We start from the raw sequence: 18,067 nt of genomic DNA, 5'->3' as shown, positions 1-18,067 counted from the left end.
CTTTGCGCGCGGCCCAAGGGGGGGCCGCGGGCGCTGCGCGGGGCGCCTCGCCCGGTCGCTCGGCCTTGCCGCCGAGAGCGCCGGCACGCACGCGCTGCCCGGCCTCCCCATGCCGGCACACGCCGAGACCGTGCTGCGCGAGCGCGGCGCCGACCCCGGGGGCTTCGCCAGCCGCCGGGTCGAGGCGCCGCTGCTGATCGGGGCCGACCTGGTGCTCACCGCCGGCCGGGCCGAGCGGGCGCACTGCGTGACGCTGGCCCCGGCCACCGCGGCCCGCACGTTCACGCTGCGCCAGTACGGCCGGTACCTCGCCGCGCTCCCGCCGGGCCCGGTCACCCCGGCGGCCGTCGGGCGGGTCCGCGGGCGGCTGCAGCCGGGCCGACCGGACGACGACGACCTCGCGGACCCCTTCGGCGGGCCGATCGAGGGCTTCCGCGACTGTGCCGGCACGATCGAGGACATCCTCAGGCTCCTCGCGTCCCGGCCCTGACCGGCTCGGGCGGGGTGGCGGCCCGCTCCGGCGCCGGTAAGGCCCGCGCGGAGCGGCGCGTGCCCTCGGCGGGGCCGTAGTACGCGTACGTGTAGGCGTCCCCCGCGGCCCCCTTGGCCCCGTTGAGCACGCAGCCGAACAGGCGGGCCGAGACCGCCTCGATCGCGTGGACCGCGGCCTGGGCCTGGGCCACCGAGGTGCGCCCGGCCCGGGTCACCAGCACGGCGCCGTCGGCCCGGCTGGCCACCACGGCGGCGTCGGTGACCACCAGCAGCGGGGAGCTGTCCACGACCACGTAGTCGTAGGCCTCGCTGACCTCGGCCAGCAGGCGGGTCATCTGCTGCGAGCCGAGCAGCTCGCTCGGGTTGGGCGGGATCGAGCCGCTGGGCAGCACCCACAGCTCCCGCTCGCCCCAGCGCTGCACGGCGGTGTCCAGGTCGAGCTGGCCGACGAGCACGTTGGTCAGGCCGACCGCGCCCTCCAGGTCGAGGTACTCGGCGAGCTTCGGGCGGCGCACGTCGGCGTCGACGAGCAGCACCCGGTGGCCCGCCTCGGCCAGCACGATGGCGAGGTTGCAGGCGATCGTGGACTTGCCCTCGTCGGGCAGCGCGCTGGTCACCACGACGCAGCGGGCCCGGCGATCCGGGTCGACGAACTGCAGGTTCGTGCGCAGGTGCCGCATCGCCTCGCCCCGCGGGGACCACGCCGCGTCCTCGACCAGCAGCGGGGATTCGAGGGCGTGGCCATCGTGCGGTACGGCGGCCAGAATCGCCTTCCGGGTGGCCTGACGAAGCTGTGCGGCCGAGCGGATGCTGGTGTCCAGGATCTCCCGCAGCACGGCCAGCCCGGCCCCGGCGATCAGCCCCAGCAGCAGCGCGATCGCGAAGTTGCGCGCGGGCCGCGGGCTGATCGGGTCGGTGCTGACCCGCGGCCCGGTGACCACGTCGACCCGCACGGTCGGCGCGCTGCCCCCGGGCGGCGTCTCGATGGCGGCCACCAGCGCGGCGAACTTGGTGGCCACGGCCTGGGCGATGCGCAGCGCGCGGGCGCTGTCGGTGTCCACCACGGTCACCTCGAGCAGCACCGTGTCCGGCACCGTGCGGGCGGAGATGCGCCGCTGCACCTCGCCGGCGTCGAGCCCGACGGAGGGGTCCGCGGCGACGGCGTCGGCCAGCCGGTCGCTGCCCACGAGCGTCACGTACGAGCGGGCCCGCTGCTGCGAGAACAGCCCGCCCTGGTACGCGTCGGTGACGCCGGTGCTCGGCGTGCTCACGAAGAACGTGACGCCGGCGGCGTACGCCGGGGCGGCCCTGGCCGTCACCACCACGGCGGCGACCAGCGCCAGGCACGCCGCGGCGGCCACCAGCCACCAGCGTTTGCGGACCGCGCTGACGTAGTCGCGCAGCTCCATACGCCATGACCTCCCGTAGCCGCTCGTTCGACTCAGCGTGACATCTCGGCCCGGGGTTTGGGGTGCGATACGGCTTTTACGCCGAAATAAGCGGGTAATTCGTGAAGAATCGTCGCGTGGACGATCACCGACCCGCGGGGCCCGGGGACTGGCCGACCGACCTCTTCGCCTGGACCGGCGGCCTTGCCGTCGCCGCCGCGCTCGCCCCCGACCGCCCCCCGCTCGCCGCCGCCGCGGGCACCGTGCTGCTGGCCGCGGCCCTGCACTCCGCCGTGGCGTGGCCGGTGCAGCTGTACCGGCGGCGCTACGAGTACGCGTCGGCGGCCGAGGTGCGCGCGCTGGTCGCCACCGTGGCGATCGCCTGCGGCCTGCTGGCCGCGCTCGCCCCGGCGCCGCGCTCCGTCCCGGCCCTCGGCGGCGTCGTGGCGCTGCCGGCCATGCTGGCGCTGCGCTGGGCCCGGCGGGCCCGGCGCCGGTCGACCCGCGCCGCGTCCCGGGTCCCGGTCCTCATCTACGGCGCCGGCGCGGCCGGCCACCGCCTGCTCGCCGCGATGCAGCGCGACCCGCACTGCGGCTACCGCGCGGCCGGCTTCCTCGACGACGACCCGCGCAAGCACCGGCTGCGCATCAGCGGCGTCTCGGTCCTGGGTGGCCGTCCCGCGCTGCGCACGGCGCTCACCGCATCGGACGCCGCCGGCGTCATCTTCGCCATCCGCAACACCGACGGCGCCCTGCTGCGAGCGCTCCGCTCCGAGATGTCCGATATCCCGGGCTATTTCGTGAAGGTACTGCCCTCGCTCGACGACTCGTTGGACCGCCCGGTGAACGTGGCCGAGGTGCGCGACGTGGAGCTGTCCGACCTGCTGGGCCGCCGCCAGATCGACACGGACCTGGCCGCGATCGGCGACTACCTGACCGGCCGGCGGGTCCTGGTGACCGGCGCCGGCGGCTCGATCGGCTCGGAGCTGTGCCGCCAGCTGCACCGCTTCGTCCCCGCCGAGCTCATGATGCTCGACCGCGACGAGTCGGCCCTGCACGCCGTGCAGCTGTCGATCCACGGCCGGGCCCTGCTCGACGACCCGTCGCTGATCCTGGCCGACCTGCGCGACGCCGCGACCATGCACGCCGTCTTCGCCGCCCGCCGCCCGGAGGTCGTCTTCCACGCCGCCGCGCTCAAGCACCTGACGCTGCTCGAGCGCCACCCGGCGGAGGCCCTGCAGACCAACGTGCTGGGCACCCTGAACGTGCTGGAGGCGGCCGCCGCCACCGGCGTGGCGAGGCTCGTCAACATCTCGACCGACAAGGCGGCCAACCCGGCCAGCGTGCTCGGCTACTCGAAGCGGATCACCGAACGCCTGACCGCCCACCACGGCTACCTCAACGTCCGCTTCGGCAACGTCCTGGGCAGCCGCGGCTCGGTGGTCACCGCCTTCCGCGCCCAGATCGCCGCCGGCGGCCCGGTCACCGTGACCGACCCGGAGGTCACGAGGTACTTCATGACCATCCCGGAGGCCGTCCAGCTGGTCATCCAGGCGGCGGCCCTCGGCACCGGCGGCGAGGCCCTGGTGCTCGACATGGGCACCCCGGTCCGCATCGCCGACCTGGCCCGCCAGCTCATCGCCGACGCCCCAGTCGAGATCGTCTACACGGGCCTGCGTCCCGGCGAGAAGCGGCACGAGGAGCTCTTCGCCCCCGGCGAGTCCGACGAGCGCCCGCTGCACCCGCTGATCTCCCACGTGGCGGTACCGCCCCTGGATCCCGAGCTGGCCCGCGCCCTGACGCGCTCGGCAGACCCAGCGGCCCTGTCACGCTCGGCGGACCCGGCTGCCCTGTCACGCTCGGCGGACCCAGCGGCCCTGCCGCGCTCGGCGGACCCGGCCGCTCTGATCGGCGCGATGGCCGATCTTTGCGTCGTGCCCGCCGTGGCTATCGGCTCGCCGACGCTATCTGCCGCTCGTACCAGCTGACCGTCGCGGCCAGCCCCTCGTCCAGCGGCACCGGCCCGTGGCCGGGGAAGAGCTCCCGCAGCCGCCGCGAGTCCGCCTGCGAGTCCCGCACGTCGCCCGGCCGCGCCGGGTCGAAGACCACCTCGACCGGCCGATCGACCAGCCCCCGGATCTTGTCCACGAGCTCCAGCAGCGAGGTCCGGGTCCCGAACGCGAGATTCACCGGAGTGGCACTGGTGACCCGACGCACCGCGGCGTCGGCCAGCAGGCGCACGACCGAACCGACGTACGTGAAGTCCCGGGTCTGCCGCCCGTCCCCGTGCACGTGCACGGGCAGCCCCCGAAGCGCCGCGTCGGCGAACGTGGGGATCACCGCCGCGTAGGCATGCCCGACCGACTGCAACGGCCCGTACACGTTGAAGAACCGCAGGGCCAGCACCGGCAGCCCGTACGTGGCACCGTAGGCCAGCACCGAGGACTCCGCGGCCAGCTTGCTCGCCGCGTAGGGGCTCTGCGGCCGGGCGGGCAGCTCCTCGTGCTTGGGCAGCACCCGGGTGGGCCCGTACACGGACGAGGAGGACGCCGCGATGATCGGCGTGTTCCCGGCCCGGCAGGCCTCGAGGACATGCATGGTCCCGTTGGCGTTGACGAGGTGGCTGCGCAGCGGGTCGGCCACGGACCGGGGCACGCTGGGCCGGGCCGCGAGGTGGACGACCACGTCGGCCTCCCCCACGGCCGCGTCGATCGCGGGCCGATCGAGGATGCTGCCGACGACGAGCCGGGCCTCGATCCCGTCGAGATTGCGCTCGCTGCCGGTGCTGAGATCGTCGAACGCGACGACCTCGCTGACCGACGGGTGCGCCGCCAGCTCCCGGCAGAGATTGCCGCCGATGAAACCCGCCCCGCCCGTAACCAGAACTCTCATCGTCCCAGTGCAACGCCCGAGACCCGGATAGGTTTCGCTAATCGGACTTTTAGCCCCTAATGGCCCGAAAATCCCGGCCACAGGGCCAGAAAATCGGAGCCGGAACGCGGGCCCCCGCCTCCCGGAGGAGGCCCGCTCTTGCGCCGGATGACCGTCTACAGTGGACGGTTCAGATGGCGGCCAGCCGGGGCAGCACCTTCTCGCCCAGTTCGGTGACGAAGGCGACCGGGTCCCGGTCGGGCATGGTCTGGACCTCGGTGATGCCCAGCGCCGCGAGGGCCTCGACGTAGCCGAGCCAGCCGTCGACATCGTCGAGGACGGGACGTACCGCCACCGCGGTCTTGATGATCGAGTCGTAGTCGCGGCCCTCGGCGTCGCAGTGCTCGCGCAGGATGTCGAGCTTGCGCGCGATGTCCTCCGGCGAAGTGGCGAAGAGGTTGCAGGCGTCGGCGTACTTGGCCACCAGGCGAAGCGTCTTCTTCTCCCCGCCGCCCCCGATCATGATCATCGGGTGCGGCGCGCTGATCGGGGCCGGCACGTTCAGCGTCTCGGTCAGCTTGTAGTGCTCGCCGTCGAACTCGCCGACCTTGCCGCTCCACATCCGCTGGCAGATTTGCAGCGTCTCCTCGAGCCGCTCGAAGCGCTCGGCCATCGGGACGACCGGCACGCCGAGGCCGCGCTGCTCGCGCTCGTACCACGACGCGCCGATGCCCAGCCGGGCGCGGCCGCCGGAGAGGACGTCGAGCGTGGTGACGATCTTCGCCAGGAGGCCCGGGTGGCGGTACATCACGCCCGTCACCAGCAGCCCCAGCGACATTTTCGAGGTCAGGGCGGCGACGTAGCCCAGCGTGGTGTAGCCCTCAAGCATCGGCTCGTCGGCCGGCGCGCTCCCCTCCATCTGGAAGTAGTGATCCATAACCGTGAACGCGGAAACCCCGGACTGCTCGGCAATCAGGGCGGTCTCGCGCAGGGTCGGTGCGATCGCCGCCGGCTCGGGCGTCGGCTTGGCGAAGTTCCAGTAGTGCAGACCCAGCTTCATGGGCCCATTCTTACGCGTAACCGGAGGCGCCACCGGTGAAATTTCAGGGGGCGCCCGGACGGCCACACGCGTAGCTCCCCCAGGGTAGTGCCCGCCGCCCCCGGCGCCTGTCATCCGGATGGCGACGGGTTGGCGCCCCCGTTGCCCGACAACGCTTCTGCACCCCGGCGGCTACCTTGAGTTGACCAGCCCGGCAACGGGCTGACGGGAAGGCAGTGATCCGCCGGGCGTCCTCTTGGTCGCCGAATCGGCCCGGCGGGGAGCCAGTGGCGAAACCGGCCCCGGACAACTGTGTGTTCCAAGGGGAGATTCCGGTGCGCTCGTTCTGACGCTCGCGTTTTTTCTCCGCCATCTCCGCCCCCGCGTGTCCCGCGGTGGCTTCGCCCTGCCCTGCGCTCGAGGAGTCTGCGTGCACAAGAAGGTCGTCATCGGCGTGACCGCCGGCGTCGCCGCGGTGGCGCTGGCCCTCGGCGCCGGCTTCGGCGTGGCGCACCGCGGCGCCCCCGCACCCGAGGCGCCGGCCGCGGAGAGCCGGCCCGCGAGGAACGGCGAGATGCCGGCGCCGCCCGCGCCGCCGCAGCTGCGGCCGTCCGAGCGCGTCGTCGTCAGCAAGTAGCACCAAGTCCGCCACGCCAGATTCGGGAGAGCTCGTGTTCCAGTCCAAGAAGCAGAAGATCGCCGCCATCGGCGCGACCGCCGCGGCCGTCCTCATCGGCGTCGGCGCCACCGCCTACGGCGCGGTGCCGGACTCCGGCACGGGCGTGATCACCGGGTGCCGCAACACCGGCACCGGTGCGCTTCGCGTCATCGACTACCAGGGCGGCCAGCGCTGTAAGAGCGGCGAGCAGAAGATCACGTGGAACAACCAGGGGCCGAAGGGCGCGACCGGGGCCACCGGCGCGACCGGCGCCCAGGGTCCGTACGGTCCGCAGGGCCAGACCGGCCCGCAGGGTGCGAAGGGCGACAAGGGCGCGACCGGCGCCACCGGCGCGACGGGTGCCACCGGCGCCCAGGGCGCGAAGGGTGCGACCGGCGCGACTGGCGCCACTGGGGCTACGGGTGCTACGGGTGCCACCGGCGCTCAGGGGCCGAAGGGCGACACCGGCGCGGCGGGTGCCGCCGGGGCCGCCGGCGCGAAGGGCGACAAGGGTGACACCGGCGCGACCGGCGCCCAGGGGGCCGCTGGCGCGCAAGGCGAAAAGGGCGACACCGGCGCGGCCGGCGCACAGGGCGCGAAGGGCGACACCGGCGCACAGGGCGCGACAGGCGCGCAAGGCGAAAAGGGTGACACGGGCGCGACCGGCGCACAGGGTGACAAGGGCGAAAAGGGCGACACCGGCGCGACCGGCGCACAGGGGGCCGCTGGCGCGCAAGGCGAGAAGGGCGACACCGGCACCGCCGGCGCGCAGGGCGAAAAGGGCGACACCGGCGCCGCTGGTGCGCAGGGTGAGAAGGGCGACAAGGGCGACCAGGGCGAGCAGGGCATCCAGGGCATCCCCGGCGTCAACGGCAAGGACGGCGCCCCCGGCCCGCAGGGCGAGAAGGGCGACAAGGGCGACACCGGCGCCCAGGGCGACAGGGGCGAGAAGGGCGACACCGGCGCCCAGGGCCTGCCCGGCATACCCGGCGCCAGCGCGTACGACATCGCCAAGGCCGCCGACCCCACCATCGGCACCGTGGACGAGTGGCTGCAGTCGCTGGTCGGCCACGGCACCGACGGCAAGGACGCGTACCAGATGGCCCTCGACTCCGGCCTCTTCACCGGCACCCCGGAGCAGTGGCTCGCCTCCCTCAAGGGCGACAAGGGCGATAAGGGCGACGCCGGTACGACCGGTGCCGCCGGCGCCACGGGCGAGGCCGGCGCCACGGGCAAGGACGGCACGGCCGGCAAGGACGGCGTCGCCGGCAAGGACGGCGCGAACGGCACCAACGGCAGCTCCATGCTGACCGGCGCCGGCGCCCCGGCCGCCGCGCTGGGCGTCGTGGGCGACGTCTACCTGAACGCGACGGACTTCACGCTGTACAAGAAGACCGACGCCACGACCTGGTCGGTCATCGGCAACATCAAGGGTGCCGCCGGCGCCCAGGGCCCGAAGGGCGACACCGGCGCGTCCGGCGCCCAGGGCCCGGCAGGCGACGGCCTGACCAAGGCGACCAGCACGCCGGTCGTGCTGAGCAACTCCAGCGCGCAGACCATCACGATGACCTGCGCCGCGGGCACCACCGCGGTCGGTGGCGGCGTCTCGGCCGGCGCGACGCTCTCGCAGTCCTACGCGTCGAGCACGGACCAGACCACCCGCACCTGGATCGTCAAGTTCAGCCGCACCGCGGGCTCCGGCTCCGTCACCGTCACGCCGTACGTCTACTGCGCCGGCTGACCCGAAGTACCACCGAGGGCCCCGGCTCCCAACACGGAGCCGGGGCGCTTTTCCCCAGAGAGTGGCTGAGAGAGAGGCGAGGCACGCGGTGCGCACATCGGTGAAACTGATGGGGTCGGTCGTGGCCGGCACCATCGCCGTGAGCGGGCTCGGGACGGTGGCGCACGCCGCGGTCCCGGCGGTCACGGCGGTCACCCCGAAGAACAACTCGACCGGCGTAACGGTCGGCGTCCACCCGACGATCACGTTCAACGATCCCACCGACCCGGCGTCGCTGCGGTACTCGTTCGTCAAGACCAGCGGCGGCGCGGCCGTGGCGGCGTACTACACCTACGACGCGCCCACCCACACGTTCACCTTCGTCCCGCGCTCGGCGCTGGCCGACTCCACGCGGTACACCATCACGGTCAAGGTGAAGAGCACCTCGGGAGTCCTGAGCGACCAGTACGTCTGGGCCTTCACCACCGGCGTGGGCGACCGGACGGCGCCGAGCGCGCCCGGCGCCCCGAGCGTCACGGACGTCACCACCACCGGGGCCACGGTCAGCTGGGGCGCGGCGACGGACAACGTCAGGGTCACCGGCTACCAGCTCTTCGACGGCGCCGGCACCACGCCGATCGCCACACTGACCGGCAACCCGCCGGCCACCACGACCACGCTGTCGGGCCTCGCGCCGTCGACCGCGCACTCGATCACCGTGAAGGCCCTCGACGCCGCCGGCAACGCCTCGCCGGCCAGCGCCGCGGCGCAGTTCACGACGCTCACGCCGCCGCCCCCACCGGACGTGACCGCGCCGAGCGCGCCGGGCGCCCCGGTGGCCGGCCAGGTCACCGCGACCAGCGTGGCCCTCTCCTGGGCGGCGTCCACCGACGACCGGGGTGTGGTGTCGTACCGCGTGAGCGGCGGCCCTGCCCCGCTGAGCGTCACGGCCACCAGCGCCACCGTCACCGGGCTGACCGCGCGCACGCAGTACACGTTCACCGTCGAGGCGCTCGACGCCGCCGGGAACGTCTCGGCCGCCTCCCCGGCGACCGTCGTCACCACCCCGGCCGCTCCGCTGGTCAACGCCCGCAGCGGGGCCGGCATTCCGGGCTCGACCGGCAAGACGCTGGTCCTCTACGACACCACCGGGCCGTACGGCTTCCTCGGCGAGCAGTACGCCATCGCCACCGCCAACCTCGCCTCGCACTTCGGCGCCTGGACGGCCCAGCCCGTCGTGGACTACGCCGCCGGCGAGCTGGCCGACTACCAGGCCGTCATCTACATGGGCTCCACGTACGACGAGCCGGTCCCGGCCGCGTTCCTCGACGACGTCACCGCCACCACCAAGCCGGTGATCTGGGCCTACGACAACATCTGGCAGCTCACCGCCCGCGACCCGAACTTCGCCGCGAACCGGGGCTTCACCTGGACGCAGTTCGACGTGTCGGCCGTGAACAAGGTGAACTACGCGGGCAGGACCTTCACCCGCGACCCGCAGAACCTCGCCGGCATCATGGGCACGACGATCAGCGACGCCGGCAAGGCGACCGCGATCGGCGACGCCGTGCGCGCCGACGGATCGGCGCTGTCCTGGGGCGTGCGCTCGGGCAACTTCACCTACCTCGGCGAGATCCCCTACGCCTACATCAGCACCGACGACCGGTACGTGGCCTTCGCCAACCTGCTCGAGGAGACCCTCGCGCCGCAGACCGTCGAGCGCCACCGCGCGCTGGTGCGCATCGAGGACGTCGGGCCCGACGCCGACCCGGCCGAGCTCAACGCCATCACGACGTACCTGTCCAGCAAGAACGTCCCGTTCTCGGTGGCCGTCTACCCGGTCTACGTCGACGCCAAGGGGGCCCTCAACAACGGGGTGCCGCAGACCTACTCGCTGGCCGACCGGCCGCAGGTGGTGGCCGCGCTCAAGAACATGCAGGCCCACGGCGGCACGCTGCTGATGCACGGGTACACCCACCAGTACGCGGCCAAGGACAACCCGTACAACGGCGTCAGCGCCGACGACTTCGAGTTCTACCAGGCGCACGTCGACCCGGTGACCGACAACGTCGTCTACGACGGCCCGGTGGCCGAGGACTCGCAGGCCTGGGCCCAGCAGCGCATCGACGCGAGCTTCGCCGCCTTCGCCGCGGCCGGCCTGGGCCGGCCGACGACCTTCGAGTTCCCGCACTACGCCGGCTCCGACGCGGCCAACCGGGCGGTCGCGGCGACCTTCGCCACCCGCTACGACCGGGGCCTGTACCCGGTGGGCGCGCTGCGCGGCGGCACGCTGGACAACTCGCGGATCATCGGGCAGTTCTTCCCGTACGCGGTGCGCGACATCTACGGGGTGCTGACCTACCCGGAGAACCTCGGCAACATCGAGCTCGAGCCGTACAACAACCACCCGGCCCACCTGCCGGCCGACCTCATCGCCTCGGCCCGGCTCAACAGGGTGGTCAAGGACGGCGTGGCCAGCTTCTTCTTCCACCCGTACGTCGACGTGAGCTACCTGAAGACGACGGTGGAGGGCGTGCAGGCCGCGGGTTACACCTTCGTCGCCGCCTCATCCATGTAGCACGGAGACATCCGACGATGTCCGGCTCCGCACGCAGCGGGGCCGGACATCGTCGTGTGCGAGCTGTCCCCTCGACGGGGCTCCCGTCGGCGCCGTTTCGGCTGACAGAGATGCACCCTTTTTGCACCTAGCCTGGATTTGTACCGATCCAGCCGATGCGAAGCGGGGACAGCCAGTGGCCACGATCATCGACAAGCCCGAGAACCCGGTCGAGCACCCGGCCGGGGCCGACCGGCCCGCCGCCGCCCCCCGCAAGCCCGGCCGCGCGCGGCTCGCCGTCGGCGCCGTCGCACTGGCCGCGGTCGCCGGGCTGGCTGGCTGGCAGGCGCCGCACGCCGTCGACGCGCTGAGCAAGCCGAAGTACCTCGGGGAGAGCGCCGACAAGGTGGCGACGGCCCTGGGCTGCAGCGGCTACACCCGGGCGGCCAAGCACGACAACGCCGTGTACCAGTACCGCGACCAGGGCACCTGCACCATCGACGGCACCGTCGTCACCATCACCACCTTCGACACGGTGGCCGACGGGCACACGTTCGAGGCGGTCATGCAGGCGGTCATCCCGGTGCTGCACCCGACCTGGTCCGGGGCCTCCTACGCGGCGGGGGACGGCTGGAACGTGGCCGACGCGCGCAACCTGACCCCCGAGATCGCCACGCTGGCCGTGCAGCGCCTCGGCATGGGCGCTACGCACGTCATCCCGGCCGGCGTGTCCTCGTAGCGCCGTTTACCCAAAACGCCGGGCGCTCCGCGCCGTGACATTTCCGACTTATCACCTGTCAGGGTGCAAGTCCGGTAAGTCGCGGTGCGGAGCGCCCGTCGTCTGGCTTTCGGGCTGGCCAGGCGGGAATCGCCCCCGGGGCTGTGTACAGGCGTACATAGGCAGTGTACGTTTGTACACATGATGGAGAAGTCGATGCGGCGGCGCATGCTCGACGGCGAGCTCTACATCGCCGACGAGGAGATCACGGGCGACTACCTGCGCGCGCAGAACCTGACGCGCCGCATCAACGCCCTGCCGGCCGGGGACCGGGCCGCGAAGCGGGACCTGCTCGAAGAGCTGCTCGGCGCGATCGGCGAGGACACCGAGATCCGCACGCCGATGCAGTTCGACTACGGGTACCAGACCTTCGTCGGCGACCGGACGTTCGTCAACTTCGGGCTGGTCTGCCTCGACGTCGCGCGGGTGACGATCGGCGACGACGTGCAGATCGCCAGCAACGTGCAGCTGCTCACCGCGTGGCACCCGGTCGACCCGCAGCAGCGGCGGGACAAGTGGGAGGCCGGCTCCCCCATCACCATCGGCGACAACGTCTGGCTCGGCGGCGGGGTCATCGTCTGCCCCGGCGTGACGATCGGGGACAACACCGTGGTCGGCGCGGGGGCGGTCGTAGTCAAGGACCTGCCGGCCAACGTCGTCGCCGTCGGCAACCCGGCCCGGGTCATCCGGGAGATCTGATGACGACCCGCCGGCACGACCCCGACCGCAAGGACCGCATCATCGACGCGGCCATCGAGGTCATTGCCGAGCACGGGGTCGCCGGCACCACCCACCGGCTCATCGCCGCGGCCGCGGACGTGCCGCTGGGCTCGCTGACGTACTACTTCACCGGCCTGGAGGACCTGCGCGCGCAGGCGTTCCTGCGCCACGCGCGGCGCATGTCGGTCATCTACGAGGCCTCCTTCGAGGGCGTGACCTGCCGCGAGCAGCTCATCGACGCGGTCACCGACCTCATCGACGGCGACGCCGGGGCGAGCGGGCCGGACTGGGCCGTCGCCTACGAGCTGTACCTCGCCGCCCTGCGCGAGCCGGCCCTGCGCGAGATCACCGAGACCTGGATGCGCACCAGCCGGGCCGCGCTCGAGCGGTTCGTCGACCCGACCACGGCCCGGGGCATCGACGCCCTGATCGAGGGCCTGGTCATGCACAAGACCCTGTCGACCGGACCGGTGTCCCGCCAGGACATCAGGACGGTCGTCGAACGAGTGATCGGAACAGCCACCACATGACCGTGACCGCCCCCGCCGCCTCCCCCGTCGAGTTCCGTGCCGCCACCCGGGCCACGTACGCCGTCTTCATCTGGGCCGGCGTCGCCATGTCCAGCTGGGCGAGCCGCATCCCGCAGATCCGCGACGACCTCCACCTCACCCCGTCCCGCCTCGGCCTGGTGCTGCTGGCCATCGCCTGCGGCTCGCTGGTCTCGCTCGTCGCCTCCGGGCACATCGTGAGCCGCTTCGGCTCCCGCCGGACCGTCGCGGCGATGGCCGGCCTGCTGGCCCTTTCCCTGCTCGGGGCCGTCATCGGGTACCACTTCGGGGTCGCGCCGCTGGTGGTGGGCCTCGCCGCGCTCGGCTTCGCCAACGGGGCGTGGGACGTGGCCATGAACGTCCAGGGCGCGGTGGTGGAGCGCGGGCTGGGCCGCTCGATCATGTCCCGCTTCCACGCCGGGTTCAGCGTCGGTACCGTGGCCGGCGCCCTGCTCGGCGCGGCAATGGTCGCGCTGCACGTTCCCGTGTCGCTGCACCTGGGCGTGATGGCCGTCGTCATCGGGGTCGGCGCCATCTTCGCGGCGCGCGGCTTCGCGCCCGACGGCGCGTCCGAGGAGGCCGCCTCCGGCGGCGGGCTGCGGCACACGCTGCGCTTCTGGCGCGAGCCGCGCACCCTGCTGATCGGGGTGTTCACGCTGGCCTTCGCGTTCGCCGAGGGCACCGGCATCGACTGGATCAACGTGTCGATGATCGACAGCTACCACGTGCCCGCCGCCGTGGGCACGCTCGCGTTCGCGCTCTACCTGGCCGCGATGACCGTCGGGCGCTGGTTCGGGCCCAACCTGCTCGACCGCTACGGCCGGGTGGCCGTGGTCCGCGCGATCGCCGTGATTGGCCTGGCCGGCCTGCTGCTGTTCATCTTCGGGCAGGTGACCGCGGTCGCCTTCGCCGGGGCGCTGCTGTGGGGCCTCGGCGCGTCGCTGGGCTTCCCGGTCGGCATGAGCGCGGCCTCCGACGACCCGAAGGTGGCCGCGCCGCGCGTCAGCGTCGTGGCCTCGATCGGCTACTGCGCCTTCCTGGGCGGGCCGCCCCTGATCGGCTTCCTCGGCGACCACGTGACGATCATCCGCGGCCTGATCCCCGTGGCGGTTCTGCTCGCCCTGGCCTTCGCCGTCGCCGGTGCGGTCCGTCCGCCACGGGAAGGCTCTTGACACGGCGGAGCCGGCAGGGAGGCCCCCAGGGCCGACCGGTCTCGCCCAGTCTGGCTCGATGAGGCTTCGCTCTGATCGACCCAGACCAGGCGTGACGGGAGCAACGGCCTGTTCGTGACGCGAACCTGAGCCAAGAGGCTCTTATGCGTCCGCCAACTCGGCCGGAGCCGGCCGGTTCCGCAGTGCCCACGCCACGACGCCGGGCATCGCGGAGCCGGCCAGCGCCAACACCGCGCCGAGCAGCAGCCAGCCCGGCCAGCCCCAGCTCACGGCCAGCGTGGTGACCACGAACGGGGCGAGCATCTGCCCGAGCTGCATGCCGATCGCGTACGCCCCCTGGTACTGCCCGTGCGCATGCGCCGGCGCGAGCCCGAACGAGATCCCCCACCCCGACGCCGCGTGCCACAGCTCGGCCCCGACATGGGTCAGCGCGCCGGCCACCAGCAGGGCTATGGTGACCGCGTGGTGCGCCTGGCCGGACAGCGCGTAGAGGCCGCAGGCGACGAGCAGCGCGAGCCCCGCCCGGCGGGCCGCCCGCGCGGCGCCCGTCGGCTCGTCGGTGCCGCGCGCCGCCCGGACCTGCAGCAGCACCACGGCCGTGGTGTTGGTCAGGAACAGCACGGCGATCAGCCAGTGCGGCGCGTCGGTGCGGTGCGCGATCCACAGCGGCAGCGCCACCTCGAACATCCCGAAGTGGGTCGACAGCAGCCCGTCGAGCGCGACGAACGCGAGGAACGGCTTGTCCCGCAGCGCGATCAGGCGGGGGCCGTCCGAGCGGCGGGGCGAGGGCGGCACCGGGTCGAGGCGGCTCAGCAGCACCGCGGCGCACAGGTAGGTGACGGCGTCGCCCAGGATGAGCGCGAAGTAGGCCGGGCGGGTGTCCAGGGCGAGCCCGACGCCGGCCAGCGCCGCGCCGGCCGCGATGCCGAGGTTGGTGACCGAGCGCAGGTAGGCCCGGGTGTGCACGCGCCGGTCGGCCGGCACCACGCCGGCGATCACCGCGCCCTTGGCCCCGCGCTGGGCCGCGTCGGCGATCGCCAACGGCACCGCCACCAGCAGGTACGTCCACACCGACCCGACCAGCGTCAGCGCGGCGGTGCCGAGGGCCTGCGCGACCAGCCCGGCCACGAGGACCCCGCGGGCGCCGGCGCGGTCGGCGACGTACCCCATCGGGGCGCTCGCCACCATGCAGACCAGCGCCGCGACGCTCAGCGCCAGGCCGGCCTGCGCGACCGAGAGCCCGGCGATCCGGGTCAGGTAGAGCGCGCTCGAGGCCATCGACAGCCCGAGCCCCAGCGTGTTGACGAGCTGCGCGACCACGAGCAGGCGTAGCGGGCCGGTCGGGAGTGCCATGGCCCGAACATAACAAGACGTACGTACGGTTTGCTACCCCTATTCAGGGTTCTGGCGCCTTGCACTCAGCCGTGCCGCAGACCCGGGGCTGCGCCGGCACGGCGAACCAGAAGTGACACGCGGTCTAATACACGTGTGACCCACGTCGAGATCTACACGGACGGCGCCTGCAGCGGAAACCCTGGACCGGGCGGCTGGGGCGCCGTCCTGCGCTACGGCACCGTGGAGAAGGAGCTGTTCGGCGGCGAGGCCACCCCGACCACGAACAACCGGATGGAGCTCACGGCGCCGATCCGGGCGCTCGAGAGCCTCAACAGGCCCGTGGTCGTGCACCTGTACACCGACAGCTCCTACGTCCGCAACGGCATCACCGCATGGGTGGCCCGCTGGAAGCGCAACGGCTGGCAGACCGCCGGCAAGCAGCCGGTGAAGAACGTCGACCTGTGGCAGGAGCTCGACGCACTCGTGGCGCAACACACCGTCGAGTGGCACTGGGTCAAGGGCCACAGCGGCCACCCGGAGAACGAGCGGGCCGACCGGCTGGCCGCGCGCGGCCTGCAGGAGGCCCGGCGGCAACGGTGACATTCGCCCCGGGCGATGCCTGAGACCTGATCCCGGCACCGGCGCCCACGCGGCGCCCTGGCCCTGATCTGGGTGGCCGCGCGCCGCTTCCCCACCCAACTCCAGCATCCACCGTTCGGCTGATCGAGAGATGTCCGAAAGTACTGTCGCCCGCCAAAGCCGAGGCTCGCGTCTACCAAGGCGCAAGGGAATTGCACAGCCGGCCGGCGCCAGTTCCTTCCCGCATCTCCCACCACACCGAATGGAGTCCCACCATGCGCAAGTCCTCGGTCCGCCGGCCCTTCCTCGCCGCCACCGCACTGCTCTCCGGCTCGTCCCTGCTGATGCATCGACACCCGCACCGGCGGCGTCGTCAACCTCCCGGTCAACGGCCCGATCAGCGCCATCGCATTCCAGCCGAACGGGGAGATCCTCGTCCGCACCCCCGGCAAGCTCACCCTGCTCAACGCCGACCGCACCGTCAAGGCCACGGTCAACGAGCCCGCCGACTCGACAAGGCCAGACTGCTCGCCTACGTCGCGAACTGACGCGCTAAGCCAGCGAGCGCACGAAGCGGCCCATCCGCTCGAGGGCCTCGTCCAGCAGCGGCAGTGCGGTGGCGTAGCTGCAGCGGACGTGGCCCTCGCCGGAGGGGCCGAAGACGCTGCCCGGGACGACGGCGACCTGCTCGGCCGCGAGCAGCCGCTCGGCGAACGTCTCGGAGTCCAGGCCGGTCGAGCGGACCGACGGGAAGGCGTAGAAGGCGCCCTGGGGCTCCTCGCACTCCAGGCCGATGTCGTTGAGGCCCTTGACGAAGAGGCGGCGCCGGCGGTCGTAGCCGGCGATCATCTCGGCCACCCGGGGCTCGCCGGAGCGCAGGCCCTCCAGGGCGGCGGCCTGGGAGACGTGCGGCGCGCAGAGCATCGTGTACTGGTGGATGCGCCCCGCCAGCTCCAGCACCGCCGCCGGGGCGCAGATGTAGCCGACCCGCCAGCCCGTCATCGCGTGGGCCTTGGAAAAGCCGCCGAGCAGGACCGTGCGGTCGCGGGCCCCGGGCAGGGCGCTCACGCAGGTGTGCGGGGCGTCGTAGCTGAGGCGCTCGTAGATCTCGTCGGAGACGAGGTAGAGGTCGTGCCGGACCGCCACGTCCACCAGCGCGGCGAGCAGCTCCCGCGACTGGATGGCCCCGGTCGGGTTGGAGGGCGAGGAGACCAGCACCGCCTTGGTGCGCGGGGTGATCGCCCGCTCGATCTCCTCGACCAGCAGCTGGAAGGTCGGGGAGGAGGGGACGTAGACGGGGGTGCCGCCGGCGAAGGTGACGCACGGGCCGTAGGCGACGTAACACGGCTCCGGGATGATCACCTCGTCGCCGGGGGCCAGCAGGGTGCGCATGACCAGGTCGAGGCCCTGGGAGACGCCCGAGGTGATCAGGCACTCGGCGACGGGGTCGAAGCTCACGGAGTACCGCCGCGAAAGGTCCTCGACGATCGCCTCGCGCAGCTCCAGGAGCCCGGCGTTGGAGGTGTAGGTCGTGTAGCCCTGCTCAAGGGCGTAGATGCCGGCCTCGCGCACGTGCCAGGGGGTGACGTAGTCCGGCTCGCCGACACCGAGCGAGATGACGTTGTCCAGGGTGGCGGCGATGTCGAAGAAGCGCCGGATGCCCGACGGCGGGCAGGCCGCGACGACCGGGTTGAGCGGCTTCACGGCGTGACCGGGAGGCGTCGGTCGACCTCGGCGGTCGCGTACAGCTCGTCGTCGTCCTTGTAGGTCTTCATCACGAAGTGCGTGGCGGTGGCGGTCACCCGCTCGATCGTGGAGAGCTTCTGGGCGACGAATTCGGCGATGTCGTGCATGCTGCGGCCGGTGACCACGCAGCGCAGATCCTGGGCGCCGGAGACCAGGTACACCGAGCGCACCTCGGGGAAGCGGGAGATCCGCAGGGCCACGTCGTCGAAGCCGAGGCCGCGGGCCGGCATGACGGCCACGTCGATGAACGCGGTGATCAGCTGCTCGCCGCTGAGTTCGCGCAGCCGGTCGGCGTCGACCACGGCCTTGTAGCGGCGGATGACGCCCTGCTGTTCCCACTCGGCGATCTGCGCGCGGACCTCTTCGGCGGGGATCCCGGTCAGCGCCGAGATCCGCTCCGGCGTCGCGTGGGCGTCACCCCGGAGGATCTCCATGATCTCCAACACCGGGCAAGCTTACTGTCC

General features: G+C 72.7%; 16 protein-coding genes. 10 read left to right on the top strand and 6 right to left on the bottom strand.

Annotation, left to right across the window (positions count from 1 at the left end):
• Positions 1-490: low molecular weight phosphatase family protein (locus AB0M46_RS40285; protein WP_363345153.1), on the top strand; the 490-nt coding region annotated here is incomplete at its 5' end.
• Here the strand turns inward: AB0M46_RS40285 and AB0M46_RS40280 are convergent.
• Positions 465-1,901 (bottom strand): polysaccharide biosynthesis tyrosine autokinase, encoded by a 1,437-nt coding sequence (locus AB0M46_RS40280; protein WP_363345152.1) that lies wholly within the window; start codon positions 1,899-1,901, stop codon positions 465-467. The genes AB0M46_RS40285 and AB0M46_RS40280 overlap by 26 nt on opposite strands.
• A gap of 116 nt (positions 1,902-2,017) precedes the next feature.
• On the opposite strand from AB0M46_RS40280, the gene AB0M46_RS40275 reads away from it, so the two are divergent.
• On the top strand, positions 2,018-3,868 hold the full coding sequence (locus tag AB0M46_RS40275; RefSeq protein ID WP_363345151.1) for a nucleoside-diphosphate sugar epimerase/dehydratase: 1,851 nt from the start codon (positions 2,018-2,020) through the stop codon (positions 3,866-3,868).
• On the opposite strand, the gene AB0M46_RS40270 is transcribed toward AB0M46_RS40275, so the two are convergent.
• The gene (locus tag AB0M46_RS40270) at positions 3,828-4,772 is read right to left on the bottom strand and encodes an NAD-dependent epimerase/dehydratase family protein (protein WP_363345150.1); all 945 of its coding nucleotides are present in this window, start codon (positions 4,770-4,772) and stop codon (positions 3,828-3,830) included. The genes AB0M46_RS40275 and AB0M46_RS40270 overlap by 41 nt on opposite strands.
• A gap of 169 nt (positions 4,773-4,941) precedes the next feature.
• Entirely contained in the window at positions 4,942-5,811 is an 870-nt protein-coding gene (locus AB0M46_RS40265) for an LLM class F420-dependent oxidoreductase (RefSeq protein WP_363345149.1), read from the bottom strand.
• Between the two features lie 409 nt (positions 5,812-6,220).
• Between AB0M46_RS40265 and AB0M46_RS40260 the strand changes: the two genes are divergently transcribed.
• The 7 genes from AB0M46_RS40260 to AB0M46_RS40230 all read left to right on the top strand — a co-directional run bounded on the left by AB0M46_RS40260 (position 6,221) and on the right by AB0M46_RS40230 (position 13,943).
• Complete coding sequence (locus AB0M46_RS40260) at positions 6,221-6,427, top strand: hypothetical protein (protein ID WP_363345148.1); 207 nt, start codon at positions 6,221-6,223, stop codon at positions 6,425-6,427.
• A 34-nt stretch (positions 6,428-6,461) separates the two neighbouring features.
• Positions 6,462-8,189, top strand: coding sequence for an exosporium protein (locus AB0M46_RS40255; RefSeq protein ID WP_363345147.1), 1,728 nt, complete (start codon positions 6,462-6,464; stop codon positions 8,187-8,189).
• Positions 8,190-8,298: 109 nt separating this feature from the next.
• Positions 8,299-10,746, top strand: a complete 2,448-nt coding sequence (locus AB0M46_RS40250) for a DUF2334 domain-containing protein (protein WP_363345146.1) — start codon at positions 8,299-8,301, stop codon at positions 10,744-10,746.
• A gap of 175 nt (positions 10,747-10,921) precedes the next feature.
• Positions 10,922-11,464, top strand: a complete 543-nt coding sequence (locus AB0M46_RS40245; protein WP_363345145.1) for a hypothetical protein — start codon at positions 10,922-10,924, stop codon at positions 11,462-11,464.
• Between the two features lie 180 nt (positions 11,465-11,644).
• A complete protein-coding gene (locus tag AB0M46_RS40240; RefSeq protein WP_363345144.1) occupies positions 11,645-12,202 on the top strand; it encodes a sugar O-acetyltransferase in 558 nt (185 codons plus the stop codon).
• Positions 12,202-12,753: a TetR family transcriptional regulator gene (locus tag AB0M46_RS40235; RefSeq protein WP_363345143.1), complete on the top strand. Its 552-nt coding sequence runs from the start codon at positions 12,202-12,204 to the stop codon at positions 12,751-12,753. Before AB0M46_RS40240 ends, AB0M46_RS40235 begins: the two co-directional genes overlap by 1 nt.
• Positions 12,750-13,943 (top strand): MFS transporter, encoded by a 1,194-nt coding sequence (locus AB0M46_RS40230; protein ID WP_363345142.1) that lies wholly within the window; start codon positions 12,750-12,752, stop codon positions 13,941-13,943. The genes AB0M46_RS40235 and AB0M46_RS40230 overlap by 4 nt, the downstream gene beginning before the upstream one ends.
• A gap of 141 nt (positions 13,944-14,084) precedes the next feature.
• Here the strand turns inward: AB0M46_RS40230 and AB0M46_RS40225 are convergent, their stop codons facing one another.
• Positions 14,085-15,296: an MFS transporter gene (locus AB0M46_RS40225; protein ID WP_363345141.1), complete on the bottom strand. Its 1,212-nt coding sequence runs from the start codon at positions 15,294-15,296 to the stop codon at positions 14,085-14,087.
• 135 nt (positions 15,297-15,431) lie between these two features.
• Between AB0M46_RS40225 and rnhA the strand changes: the two genes are divergently transcribed.
• Positions 15,432-15,878: a ribonuclease HI gene (gene rnhA / locus AB0M46_RS40220; protein ID WP_363345140.1), complete on the top strand. Its 447-nt coding sequence runs from the start codon at positions 15,432-15,434 to the stop codon at positions 15,876-15,878.
• Positions 15,879-16,409: 531 nt separating this feature from the next.
• Here the strand turns inward: rnhA and AB0M46_RS40215 are convergent.
• Together AB0M46_RS40215 and AB0M46_RS40210 are read right to left on the bottom strand one after the other, a co-directional pair.
• Positions 16,410-17,561 carry an aminotransferase class I/II-fold pyridoxal phosphate-dependent enzyme gene (locus AB0M46_RS40215; RefSeq protein WP_363345139.1) on the bottom strand — a complete coding sequence of 384 codons (1,152 nt, stop codon included), beginning with the start codon at positions 17,559-17,561 and terminating at the stop codon, positions 16,410-16,412.
• A complete protein-coding gene (locus tag AB0M46_RS40210) occupies positions 17,558-18,049 on the bottom strand; it encodes an Lrp/AsnC family transcriptional regulator (protein ID WP_363345138.1) in 492 nt (163 codons plus the stop codon). The genes AB0M46_RS40215 and AB0M46_RS40210 overlap by 4 nt, the downstream gene beginning before the upstream one ends.
• Positions 18,050-18,067 lie beyond the last annotated feature (18 nt).

This window comes from Dactylosporangium sp. NPDC051485, assembly GCF_040682015.1.
GTDB lineage: Bacteria > Actinomycetota > Actinomycetes > Mycobacteriales > Micromonosporaceae > Dactylosporangium.
This window is presented reverse-complemented; position numbering and strand designations above follow the sequence as displayed.